The 12,599-nt window shown below is 67.8% G+C and carries 9 protein-coding genes; all 9 read right to left on the reverse strand.

Annotated features, from left to right (window positions below; genetic code table 11):
- Positions 1 to 71: 71 nt before the first annotated feature.
- Positions 72 to 1,595, reverse strand: coding sequence for an amino acid permease (locus ACF1GV_RS31885; RefSeq protein ID WP_391687616.1), 1,524 nt, complete (start codon positions 1,593 to 1,595; stop codon positions 72 to 74).
- Positions 1,596 to 1,738: 143 nt separating this feature from the next.
- The gene (gene dxs / locus ACF1GV_RS31890) at positions 1,739 to 3,658 is read right to left on the reverse strand and encodes a 1-deoxy-D-xylulose-5-phosphate synthase (RefSeq protein ID WP_391687619.1); all 1,920 of its coding nucleotides are present in this window, start codon (positions 3,656 to 3,658) and stop codon (positions 1,739 to 1,741) included.
- Between the two features lie 223 nt (positions 3,659 to 3,881).
- Positions 3,882 to 5,174, reverse strand: coding sequence for a sugar ABC transporter permease (locus ACF1GV_RS31895; protein WP_391687622.1), 1,293 nt, complete (start codon positions 5,172 to 5,174; stop codon positions 3,882 to 3,884).
- Positions 5,171 to 5,971, reverse strand: a complete 801-nt coding sequence (locus tag ACF1GV_RS31900) for an ATP-binding cassette domain-containing protein (RefSeq protein ID WP_363262242.1) — start codon at positions 5,969 to 5,971, stop codon at positions 5,171 to 5,173. Before ACF1GV_RS31900 ends, ACF1GV_RS31895 begins: the two co-directional genes overlap by 4 nt.
- A gap of 206 nt (positions 5,972 to 6,177) precedes the next feature.
- Positions 6,178 to 7,284, reverse strand: coding sequence for a substrate-binding domain-containing protein (locus ACF1GV_RS31905; protein ID WP_391688020.1), 1,107 nt, complete (start codon positions 7,282 to 7,284; stop codon positions 6,178 to 6,180).
- A gap of 134 nt (positions 7,285 to 7,418) precedes the next feature.
- On the reverse strand, positions 7,419 to 8,618 hold the full coding sequence (locus ACF1GV_RS31910) for an ROK family transcriptional regulator (RefSeq protein ID WP_391687626.1): 1,200 nt from the start codon (positions 8,616 to 8,618) through the stop codon (positions 7,419 to 7,421).
- A gap of 338 nt (positions 8,619 to 8,956) precedes the next feature.
- Positions 8,957 to 9,880: a carbohydrate ABC transporter permease gene (locus tag ACF1GV_RS31915; RefSeq protein WP_391687629.1), complete on the reverse strand. Its 924-nt coding sequence runs from the start codon at positions 9,878 to 9,880 to the stop codon at positions 8,957 to 8,959.
- Entirely contained in the window at positions 9,880 to 10,806 is a 927-nt protein-coding gene (locus tag ACF1GV_RS31920) for a carbohydrate ABC transporter permease (RefSeq protein ID WP_391687632.1), read from the reverse strand. The genes ACF1GV_RS31915 and ACF1GV_RS31920 overlap by 1 nt, the downstream gene beginning before the upstream one ends.
- An 88-nt stretch (positions 10,807 to 10,894) precedes the next feature.
- Positions 10,895 to 12,349, reverse strand: coding sequence for an N-acetylglucosamine/diacetylchitobiose ABC transporter substrate-binding protein (ngcE, locus tag ACF1GV_RS31925; RefSeq protein ID WP_391687635.1), 1,455 nt, complete (start codon positions 12,347 to 12,349; stop codon positions 10,895 to 10,897).
- Positions 12,350 to 12,599: the final 250 nt, after the last annotated feature.

The following is a 12,599-nucleotide window of genomic DNA, read 5'->3' on the forward strand; positions in this document are numbered from 1 at the left end:
GCACGGGGTCGGAACGCCCCGTGCCCGGGATGTCCGTCCCTCCCCCGCCCCCGCGCGTGACGCGGCGGTGGTCACGGCCTGGTGCCGGTGCCGGGTCCGGACGCCTGGCCCGCCGCGGCCCGTTGGGCCCGGCCCAGGCGGCTGTGGCCGCGGCCGTACAGGAAGTAGACGACGAAGCCGATCGCCATCCAGACGCCGAAGCGGACCCATGTCTCGGCCGGCAGGTTGAGCATCAGCCACAGCGAGGCGCACACCGACAGGATCGGGATCACGGGCACCCACGGGGTGCGGAAGGCGCGGTGCAGCTCGGGCCGGGAGCGCCGCAGGAGGATCACACCGATCGCGACCACCACGAACGCGAACAGCGTGCCGATGTTGACCAGCTCGGCCAGTTCGCTCAGCGGGGTGAAGCCGGCGAGGATCGCGATGAGCACGCCGAGCAGGATGGTCGGCCGGTGCGGGGTCCTGAAGCGCGGATGGACGTGCGAGAAGAAGCGCGGCAGCAGTCCGTCGCGGCTCATCGCGAAGAAGACCCGGGTCTGCCCGAGCAGCAGGATCATGCAGACCGTGGTCAGGCCGACCGCGGCGCCGAAACTGATCAGGCCCGCGAACCAAGGGTGCCCGGTGGACTTGAAGGCGTCGGCGAGCGGCGCGGTGATGGACAGCTTGGTGTAGTGCTCCATACCGGTGACGACGATCGACACGGCGACGTAGAGCGCCGTGCAGATGAACAGCGAGCCGAGGATGCCGCGGGGCATGTCGCGCTGCGGGTTCCTGGTCTCCTCGGCGGCCGTGGCGACGACGTCGAAGCCGATGAAGGCGAAGAAGACGACGGAGGCCGCGGTGAAGATGCCCATCACGCCGAAGTTGGACGGCGCCCAGCCGAAGATCAGCTGGATCAGCGGCGATTTCAGGTCGCCGCCCGCCTCCACCGGCTTCTGCGGGGGGATGAAGGGGTGGTAGTTGTCGCCCTTGACCAGGAAGGCGCCCGCGATGATGACGACGAGGACGACCGTCACCTTGATCGCGACGACGACCGAGGTCACGCGCGCGGAGAGCTTGGTGCCGACCACGAGGATGCCGGTGAGGACGAGGACGAGCGCTGCCGCGAGGATGTCGAAGCCGAAGCCGTGGGCCCCGTCCCGCGTGCCCAGCGCCGCGGGCAGATGCCACCCCGCGTTGTCCAGCAGCGAGGCGACGTAGCCGGACCAGCCGACGGCGACCACCGCCGTGCCGAGGGCGAACTCCAGGACCAGGTCCCAGCCGATGATCCAGGCGGGGAATTCGCCCAGGGAGGCGTACGAGAAGGTGTACGCCGATCCGGCGACCGGGACCGTGGAGGCGAACTCGGCGTAGCACAGCGCGGCCAGGGCGCAGACGACGCCGGCCACGACGAAGGCGAGCGCCGTGGCCGGACCCGCGTTGTTCTTGGCGACCGTTCCGGTGAGCACGAAGATGCCGGTGCCGATGATCACACCGACGCCGAAGACGGTCAGGTCCAGCGCGGACAGGGATTTCTTGAGCGCGTGCTCGGGTTCCTCGGTGTCGGCGATCGACTGCTCGACCTTCTTCGTCCTGAAGAGGGTGTTGCTCACGGTGACCTCCCACGCTGTGTCGTCCTCGACAGGGTCGAGAGGGGGTGTGGTGCGTATGCCCCACCGTGGGCCTCATCACGCGAACGGGCCGGTCGCACCACTCTTCACAGTGGCGCAACCGGCCCATTCCGGCACGTCGGGGATCAGTCGCGGGCCGGCTCGATCTCCGCGGCGCTCCGCTCGAAGCGGCCGTCGAGCTTCGAGACCAGGCCCGTGACCTGGCGTGCGATGTCCGGCGCGGTCAGCCCGATCTCGGCGAGGACCTCGGCGCGGGAGGCGTGGTCGAGGAAGCGCGGCGGGATGCCGAAGTCGCGCAGCGGCACGTCCACGCCCGCGTCGCGCAGAGCCTGCGCGATCGCGGAGCCGACGCCGCCGACGCGGCTGTTGTCCTCGACGGTGACCACGACCCGGTGCCGCTCGGCGAGCGGGGCCATCGCCTCGTCGACCGGCTTCACCCAGCGCGGGTCGACGACGGTGGTGGAGATGCCCTGCTTGTCCAGCAGGTCGGCGACCTCCAGGCACATCGGGGCCAGCGCGCCCACGGACACCAGCAGCACGTCCGGGCGTTCGGTGCCCGGCTCGCGCAGCACGTCCATGCCGCCGACCCGGCCCACGGCCGGTACGGCGGGGCCGACGGCGCCCTTGGAGAAGCGCACCACGGTCGGCGCGTCCTTGACCTCGACGGCTTCCCGCAGCTGGGCGCGGACCTGGTCGGCGTCGCGCGGCGCGGCCAGCCGCAGGCCGGGCACGACCTGGAGGATCGACATGTCCCACATGCCGTTGTGCGAGGCGCCGTCGGTGCCGGTGACTCCGGCCCGGTCCAGCACGAACGTCACCCCGCACCGGTGCAGGGCCACGTCCATCAGCACCTGGTCGAAGGCGCGGTTGAGGAAGGTGGCGTACACCGCGAAGACCGGGTGCAGCCCGCCGTGGGCGAGGCCGGCCGCGGAGACGGCGCCGTGCTGCTCGGCGATGCCGACGTCGTAGACCCGCTCCGGGAACGCCTTGGCGAACCGGTCCAGGCCGACCGGCTGGAGCATCGCGGCCGTGATGGCGACGATGTCCTTGCGCTCCTTGCCGAGCTTGACCATCTCGTCGCCGAAGACGGACGTCCAGTCGGCGCCGGAGGTGGCGATCGGCAGGCCCGTGTCCGGGTGGATCTTGCCGACGGCGTGGAAGCGGTCGGCCTCGTCCTGCAGGGCGGGCTGGTAGCCGCGGCCCTTCTCGGTGAGGCAGTGCACGATCACCGGGCCGCCGAACCGCTTGGCGCGGGCCAGCGCGGACTCCAGCGCCTCGATGTCGTGGCCGTCGATCGGGCCGACGTACTTCAGGCCGAGGTCCTCGAACATGCCCTGCGGGGTGATGAAGTCCTTCAGCCCCTTCTTCGCGCCGTGCAGCGTGTCGTAGAGGGGGCGGCCGACGACCGGAGTGCGCTCCAGGAGGTCCTTGGTGCGGGCCAGGAAGCGCTCGTAGCCGTCGGTGGTGCGAAGGGTCGCGAGGTGGTTCGCGAGGCCGCCGATGGTCGGCGCGTAGGAGCGCTCGTTGTCGTTGACGACGATGACGAGGGGGCGGTCCTTGGCGTCGGCGATGTTGTTCAGCGCCTCCCAGGCCATGCCGCCGGTCAGCGCACCGTCACCGATGACGGCGGCGACGTGGCTGTCCCGCTTGAGCAGCTGGTTGGCCTTGGCGATGCCGTCGGCCCAGCCGAGCACCGTGGAGGCGTGGCTGTTCTCGATGACGTCGTGCTCGGACTCGGCCTGCGACGGGTAGCCCGACAGGCCGCCCTTCATCTTCAGCTTGGAGAAGTCCTGGCGGCCGGTGAGCAGCTTGTGCACGTAGGACTGGTGGCCGGTGTCCCACAGCACCTTGTCCTTCGGCGATTCGAAGACGCGGTGCAGGGCGATGGTCAGCTCCACCACGCCGAGGTTCGGACCGAGGTGGCCGCCGGTCTTGGAGACCGCCTCGACGAGGAAGGTCCGGATCTCCCCGGCCAGCTGGTCCAGCTCCTCCAGGCTGAGCCGGTCCAGATCGCGCGGTCCCCTGATGCGGGTCAGCAGCGGCACCCGTGCCTCCTTGCAGTAGAGCTGATCGAGCAATTGCCGGGCTTGTCGAGTCTAATGTTCCGCCCACGGAAACGATGTCCGGCCCCATGACACGACAGTCGCCCGGCACCTGTCAGGTGCCGGGCGACTGGACCTACTCAGGAGTGCGGGGAACTGCGGGACCAGCCACGGACTACCCGCACCCGGCCCACATCCGCACCCCTACGGCGCTGAACGCGAAGCGCTACGCACGCCCCGCGGTCTTCTGCGTCTTACGGGTGACGGAGTCGATGACGACCGTGGTCAGCAGCACCGCCGCCGTGATCATGTACTTCACCGGCTCCGCGATGGACTCCAGCTGCAGCCCGTACTGGATGGACACGATCACCAGCACACCGAGCAGCGCGTTCCACGTGCGCCCACGCCCGCCGAACAGCGACGTACCACCGATGACCGCCGCGGCGATCGCGTTCATCAGCAGGTCACCGGTACCGGCGCTCTGGTTGGCGGAGGCGATCTTCGACGCCAGGAACAGGCCGCCGATCGCCGCGAACCCACCGGAGATCGCGAACACGGACATCCGTACGGCGGTGACGTTGATGCCCGCACGCCGGGAGGCCTCCACGCTGCCGCCGAGCGCGAACACCTTGCGGCCGTAGGTGGTACGGCGCAGCAGGAAGTCCGTGCCGATCAGGAACACGAGGAAGATCACCGTGGCCAGCGGCAGGCCCTTGTACTGGTTGTACATGTAGGCCGCGGCGAAGGAGATCACCGCGAGCAGGATCGTGCGCAGCACGGTGTCGCTCATCGGCCGCGACGGGATGCCGACGGCCTCGCGGCGCCGGTTGCCGAGGAAGGAGGTGAGGAAGAACACGACCACGACCACGGCGGCCAGCCCGTACGCGGCGGCCGTGTCGGTGAAGAAGTACGTGGTCAGTTTGCCGATCAGGCCCTCGCTGTCGAGGTTGATCGTGCCGTTCTCACCGAGGATCTTCAGCATGAAGCCGAGCCAGAACAGCAGGCCGGCCAGGGTGACGGCGAACGCGGGTGCGCCGAGGACGGCGAAGAAGAAGCCGTGCAGGGCGCCGATCGCGCAGCCGGCGACGACCGCGACGGCCACGGCCGCCCACTCGGGCCAGCCCTGGTTGACCGCCAGGACGGCTGCGATGGCGCTGGCCGCGCCACTGACCGAGCCGACCGCAAGGTCGATCTCGCCCAGCAGCAGCACGAACACGATGCCGACCGAGATCATGCCGGTGCCGACCATCGTGACGGTGATGTCACTGAGGTTCTGCGCGGACAGGAACTCGGAGTTCAGGCTCTGGAAGACGACGCAGATGATGATCAGGCCGAGGATGACGGGCATGGAGCCCAGCTCGCCCGCCTTCAGCTTGCGCTTGAACTCACCCAGGTAGCCCGCGAGACCCTGCTCACGGACGAGGAGGCGGGGGTCGACGGCGACGTCGGCGCCTGCGGCTGCCTCGGGGTTCACGACCTGCTCGTCCTGCGCGGTCGTGGAGGTCTTGTCGATGCTCACTTGGAAACCTCCCCGGTCGTGCTGGTCGTGCGGGCCGCACGGCGGGTCACTGCGTTGTCGGTGGCGCCGGTGATGGCGGAGATGATCTCTTCCTGCGAGGTCGTCTTGACCTCGAAGACACCGTTGTTACGGCCGAGACGCAGGACCGCGACCTTGTCGGCGACGGCCTTGACGTCGGCCATGTTGTGGCTGATGAGGATGACGGCGTGCCCGCGCTCCCGCAGCCGCTCCACCAGGTCGAGCACCTGTGCGGTCTGCTCGACGCCGAGGGCGGCGGTGGGCTCGTCGAGGATGACCAGCTTGGGCTCGCCGAGCATGGAACGCGCGATGGCCACGGTCTGGCGCTGACCGCCGGAGAGCGAGGCGATCGGGATCCGGACGCTGGGTATGCGGATCGAGAGGGTGCGCAGCAGCTCCTGGGAGCGCCGCTCCATCTCGACCTCGTCGAGGATGCCCCACTTCCTCAGCTCACGGCCGAGGAAAAGGTTGCCGACGACATCGATGTTGTCGCACAGCGCGAGGTCCTGGTAGACCGTCGCGATGCCCAGGGACTGGGCGTCGTGCGGCCTGCTGATCGAGACCGCCCTGCCCTCCCATTCGATGACGCCCTCATCGATCGGGTGCACGCCGGCGATCGTCTTGACCAGCGTGGACTTTCCGGCGCCGTTGTCGCCCACCAGGGCGACCACTTCACCGGCGTGGACCTCAAGCTCTACGTCGGTGAGCGCCTGAACGGCACCGAACCGCTTGGAGACCCCGCGCAACGCCAGCACGGGCGTAGCGGACACGTGAACCATCTCCTTCGCCGCCTGACCCGGCGGAAGGGTTGTGCAGAAGAGTTTTCTTGGGGGGTGTTCCGTCCGGCGCCCCGCCACTGAGCTTGCGGGGCTGTCCGATGCGCGGGGCGCCGGAGGAGCGGGGAAGCAGCGGGTGCTGCTTGTGGGGGCCGGTCCGGGTACGCCGGGACCGCTCGGGGCGGCCGGCGGACACGGACGGCCGCGGCTTACTTCAGACCGATCTTGTCGCAGGCCGCCTTGTACTTGGCGGTGCAGATCTCGTCGATGGTGTAGATGCCGTCCTTGACGACAGTGTCCTTGATGTTGGCCTGGGTCAGCGAGGTGACCGGGACCAGGACGGACGGAACGTCCTTGGCGCTGCCGCTGGAGACCTTGTCCTTGGCGACGGAGCTCAGGGACTGGCCCTTGGCGAGCGCGACGGCCATCGCGGCGGCGGCGTCGGCCTCCGGCGCGTACGGCTTGTAGACGCTCATGTACTGGTCGCCGGTGACGATGCGCTGCACGCCCGCCAGCTCGGCGTCCTGGCCGGTGACCGGGACCTTCACACCCGCGGCCTTGAGGGCGGTGATGATACCGCCGGCCATGCCGTCGTTGGCGGAGTAGACGCCCGCGATGTTGTCCTTGCCGACCGCGGAGATCGCCGCCTCCATCTCGGAGTTGGCGTTGTCCGGCGACCACTCCTTGGTGTCGTACTCCTTGGCGATAGTCACCTTGGGGTCGAGGGCGGAGTGCGCGCCCTTCTTGAACTGGGCGGCGTTCGGGTCGGTGACCGAGCCGTTGATCATGACGACCTTGGACGCCTTGGTCGCCTTGTTGCCCAGCGCCTTGATGAGGGCGTTGCCCTGGGTCCTGCCGACCTCCTCGTTGTCGAACGAGGTGTAGCCGCTGATCGGGCCCTCGGCGAGGCGGTCGTAGGCGACGACCTTGATGCCGGCGTCGGTGGCCTTCTTGACGGAGTTCTGGATGGCCTTGGCGTCGACCGCGTCCAGGATCAGCACGTCCACCTTGTTGGTGATCATGGTGTCGACCTGCTGGGCCTGGAGGTTGGCGTCCTGGCGGGCGTTGTTGTACTGGATGGTCGCCTTGCCACCCGTCAGCTCCTTGATCTTCTTCTCGATCAGGGGCCGGTCGAACTTCTCGTAACGAGCGGTCTTGTTCTCCGGCAGGAGCAGACCGATCTTGATGTTGTCGCCCTTGGCGGCGGCGGAACCGGACGACTCGGTCTTGCTGCCGCCGGACTCCTTCGCGCTGCCGCAGGCGGCGAGCGAAACGGCCATCGCACCAGCGGCAACGGCTACGGCGGCACGACGCATACGCGTGTTCACTTCGAAAAACCTCCCTGACGAGGCCGCGTCGTTGCGGCCGAGGTGGCTGGAAGTCAACTCGGCCACACGTACGACGTCAAGAAGTAAATCCTTAACGAGATGGCAACGGTGCCATCCGTTCTCTAAGTGAAGGCAGGCACGGCCGTAGTCGGCGCGCCGTCCAAAAGTGTCGAATCACCCATCTCGCTGAGTGCGAGCGCGAGTGCTCCGAGCACCTCCGCACGGCCCCCAAGTGCCCCCGGGAGAACGGACAGTTGGCGCGCCGCGCTGGGGATGGCGTAGCGGCCGACGGACTCCCTGATCGGCCCGAGCACAAGCTCACCGGCCTCGGCGAGATCACCGCCCAGGACCACCCGGCTCGGATTCAGCAAGTTGCAGAGATTGGCCACTCCACTGCCGATATGGCGGCCGACGTCGGCGATCACCCGACGACAGCCCGGATCCCCGTCCTTGGCCAGCCGTACGACGCCTTCCATGGTCAGGTCGGTGCCGTGACTGGACTGGAGCAGCGGCAGCACATAGCGCGCGGCCGTGAAGGTCTCCAGGCAGCCACGGTTCCCGCAGCGGCAGACCGGTCCGGATTCATCAAGAGTAATATGTCCTATTTCTCCCGCAGTGCCACCCGGGCCGCGGTAGATCTTGCCGTCGATCACCAGACCGGCGCCGACACCGCTGGCGACCTTGATGTACGCCAGGTCGCGCACGCCCCGGCCGCTGCCCCAGACCAGCTCGCCGAGGGCGCCGAGGTTGGCGTCGTTGTCCACGTACACGGGCACGCCCAGGCGCTCTTTGAGCTCCTCGGCGGGCTTGGTGCCGGTCCAGCCGGGGAGGATCGCGGTGGACCCCAGGGTGCCGGATTCGACGTCGATCGGACCCGGTACGCCAAGGCCCACGCCGGCGACTTTGGACCGGTCGACCCCCGTTGCTGCGATCAGGCGATTCACGAGCTCCTCGGCCCGGTCCAGGCCCTGCGCGGAGGAGGCGTCGACGTCCAGCGGCTCGGACTCCTCGGCGAGCACCTGGTGGGCGAGGTTGCCCACGGCGACGCGCAGGTGGGTGTGCCCGAAGTCGACGCCGACAACGATGCCCGCGTCTCCGCTGAGGCTCACGCTGCGGGCCCTGCGGCCACCCGCCGAGGTGGGCGTGACGTCGACCGTCCCGCCGTCCTTGAGTTCCCGGACGATGTTGGAGACCGTAGCCGCGGACAGGCCCGTGGTCCTCGCGATCTCCGCCTGGGTGAGCGATCCCGCCAGCCGAACGGCGCGTACGACCCGCTCCAGGTTGGCTCGGTGCAGCGACGACTGCGACCCCGGAGTCTCCACGACGACCTCCTGCGCACGGGACCGCTTCGATGAGGCCCCGCTCTATGTCCAACTAGTGAACTCTAAGCTGAGCTGTTCGGGGTGACTCCCGTCAAGAGGTTGAACACTTTCCACTGTGTGCACGAACTCTCACCGTCAGTCCCCGACGGCGGTACGGGATGCGTCCACACGGTCGCACAGGGCTACGGACGGACCGGGGGCGAGGGCTTACTCGGGGGCCTGCCGTATCCAGGCCCGGAGTACCCCGGAACGGGGCCGGAGCACCCCCGCACACGGGTACGCCGCCCCCTCGGGAGCGGCGTACGCGTCCTTCGGTGCGGCCGGGCCGGCCGCCGGGGCTACTTCAGCGCCCCCGCCGTCAGGCCCTGGACCACCTGGCGCTGGAAGATGATGTACGCCGCCAGGACCGGGAGCATCGCCATCACCAGGCCCGCGAAGAGGCCCGACCAGTCCCCCTTGTAGCCCTGGCTGACTGCCAGCTGGACCAGACCCTGGGTGAGGACCCGCTTGTCGGGATCGGTGTTGAGGACCGTCGGAAGCATGTACTGGTTCCACTGGCCCAGGAAGTTGAAGATGCCCACGCTGATCAGGCCCGGCTTTGCCATCGGGAGCATGACCTGGAAGAACGTCCGGCTGTGCGAGGCGCCGTCCACGAACGCCGCCTCCGCCACCGACGACGGCAGCGAGCGGAAGAACGCGGTCAGGAAGAACACCGTGAAGGGCAGCGAGTACGCGATGTACACCAGGATCAGCCCGTGGATGGTGTTCAGCAGTCCCATGTTGTTCACGACGTAGAACAGCGGGACCAGCGCCAGCATGATCGGGAAGCTCATGCCGCCGACGAAGAGGTAGTAGATGAAGCGGTTGCCCGGGAAGTCGAACCGGGCCAGTACGTACGCCGCCATCGAGCCCAGCACCAGCGTGCCGACGAGCGAGCCCCCGACCACCAGGACGGTGTTGAGGAAGTACTCGCTCATATGGGCGTCGGTCCAGGCCCGCGCCCAGTTGTCGAAGTGCAGCGTGTCCGGCAGCGACCAGGGCGAGCCGAAGATGGAGCTGTCGTCCTTGAAGGACGTCATCACCGCCCACAGCAGCGGCATGACCACCATGATCGCCCAGAGGATCAGCATGCCGTGCGAGAAGACGTTGAGGACACTGCCCTCCTTCTTCACCGCACGCGGCTTCTTCGCCGGTACGTCCACCTTGGCGATCGGCAGGCCCGGCTCGGCCGGGATCGGGGCGGGGGTCTCGGTCGTCTTCATCAGAACTCCAGCCGCTCGCGCCGGCCCAGCCGCATGACGACGGCCGCGAAGGCCAGCGTGACGACGAGCAGGGCGACGCCGATCGTGGTGGCGTAGGCGGCCTGCCCGTCACGGAACGCCTTCTGGTACACGTACAGGACCATGACGGTGGTCGAGTAGTCGGGGCCGCCCGGTCCGGTCGTCATGATCTGCACGACCGCGAACGACTCGGCGCCGAGCGCCAGGATGCCCATGTACACCCAGCCGGACTGCACGGTGTCCCACAGCAGCGGCAGCGTGATCCGGAAGAACGTGGTGAAGCGGTTCGCCCCGTCCAGCAGCGCGGCCTCGTACAGGTCCGCCGGGATCGACGCCATGCCCGCCGAGAACAGCACCACGAAGAAACCGACCGTCGACCAGACCAGAACGGCCATCACACACCACAGCGCCAGGCTCGGATCACCCAGCCACAGCGGCTGCAGGCTGTCCAGCCCGATTCCGCGCAGGACCGAGTTGATGGCACCGCTCTCCGGGTTGTACGCGAAGGCGAACAGCAGGGCGACGATCGCGATGGAGAGCACCTGCGGGAAGAAGTACACGATTTTGTAGAACGACGACCCCCGCACGCCGGAAATGACCGGCCCGCCCTTTCTCCGCCGCCCGCCCACATTGATCATGAAGGAGAAGAACAGCGCCAGACTGAGTGTCACCAGCGGCAGCACCAGGGCGAACACCAGGCTGTGCTGCAACGACTTCCAGAAGATGTCGTCGTCGAGCATCCTCTTGTAGTTGTCGAAGCCGACCATCTTGAATTCGGGGCTCAGACCCGTCCAGTCCGTGAACGAGTAGTAGATGGACTGGATGAAGGGCCAGACCACGAACAGGGCGTACAGCCCCAGGGGTACCGCCAGGAACCCCACGATGAACCGGTATTTACCGTGCTGCATTACTACCGACCCCGATCTCTGGGCGGGTCCGGCCGCCAGGGCCCGCCCGGGCTGGTCAGGGTGCCGGGCGGGCTCTGGTGACGGTTCGTCACTGGTGCTTGTAGTGCTTGATCGAGCTGTCCTTGGCGGCCTCGTCGGCGAAGCCCTGGATCTTCTTGATGGCCTCCGCCGGGGTGAGACGGCCGGCCATCATCTCACCGAGGCCGGCCACACCGATCTTCTCCTTCTGCAGCTGCACATACCAGTCCTGCAGCCGCGGGTTCACCACGTTCTGTCCGGCCTTGTCCAGCGCCGCCACACCCGACTTCAGACCGGGGGTGAGGGTGATGCCGTCGGTGCCGCCGTTGTACGCGGTCAGCGACTTCACCTTGGCGGTGAAGTTCTTCGAGGACGCCTCGCTGAGCATGATGCGCAGCTGCTCCATGCCGCCGGTGCCGTTCTTGGCCTTGGCCGGCACGATGAACGGCTCGCCGCCGGAGGCCCAGATGGTGCCGAAGGGCATCTTGTCGGAGGCGTCCAGGCCGGTCGGCGCCGAGACGGCGAGGTTGAAGTCGGCCGGGATGACGTTGGCCGACTCGTTCTCCACCCAGGAGCCGTTCGGGATGAACAGTGCCTTGCCCTTGGCCCACGCGGTCTGCGACTGGATGTGGTCCAGGCCGGGGGTGCCCTGGAGGACGTAGCCCTTCCGGTACAGCTCGTAGTACGCCTCGAAGCAGGCCTTGACGGCCGGGTGCTTCCAGGCGTTCGGCTCGAGGTTGTCGATGGCGTCGAGCACCTCGCGCCCGCCGACCTTGCCGATCATCGGGTAGAGGGAGAAGGGCAGGTAGTACGGGTACTTGCCGGCGTACGTCCAGCCGGCCATGCCCTTCTTCTTGGCCTTCTCGCACACCGCGAGCATCTGGTCCCAGGTCTCGGGGTACTTCTCGTCGAGCGCGTCCAGCGCCTTCTGCGAGTACCACACGCCGTACACGGTGTAGGCGTAGTACAGGATCCAGACCTGCTGCCCGTCGAACTGGCCCATCTCCACGATGCCCGGGCGCAGGGTGTCGCGGACCTTCTTCTTCGGGTCGTCGTAGGACGGGGCGTCCAGCAGCGGGGTGAGGTCGGCGAGCTGGTTCTTGCCCACCAGGACGCCCATGTCCATCTGCTCGGCGCCGGAGTTGTCGATGAGGTCCGGCGGGTTGCCCTGGTTGAAGCGGGGCTGCAGCGTGGACTGGATCTTCTGGGTGGCGGAGAACTTGACGTGCGCCTTGGGGAAGTTCTTGGCGTAGATCTTCGTCGCGTCCTCGGCGTACTCCTTGCCGAAACCGCCGTCGAAGAGGACGAACTCCATCTGCGCGGTGTCATTGACGCCGAGCGGGTTCTGGGCGGTCTTCTTGCCCGCCGCCGCCTTCTCGTTGTTGTCGCTGCCGCCGCCACTGGCACACGCGGACAAAAAGCCCATCGCGGGCACGGACACCAGGCCGAGAGCGGCTGACCGCTTGATCAGATCACGGCGGCCGACACCGTCGGTGCCGTTGTTTGCTGCGGAAGTGGATCCCATGCTCAAGTCCTCGCCTTCTCACAGGACTCAGGCGGTGAACCGGATCCTCCCGGCACCGCGGTCGGGTCAAGCAGGGTGAAGCAGGGTGACACAGGGGTCGTGCTGCGAGCTCGTGGAGATCGGGTGAATCGCCGACAGGTATAGTCCACTTCCGGCCGCCTGAGCAAGATCGAATGCAAGGTTGGCCAAGGGTCTTTTCCGAGTTGAGACCTCGCGGAAATATGAACCGCCTGTGGAGGCCGTGCCGGAA

The organism is Streptomyces sp. NPDC014006 (assembly GCF_043088925.1).
GTDB lineage: Bacteria > Actinomycetota > Actinomycetes > Streptomycetales > Streptomycetaceae > Streptomyces.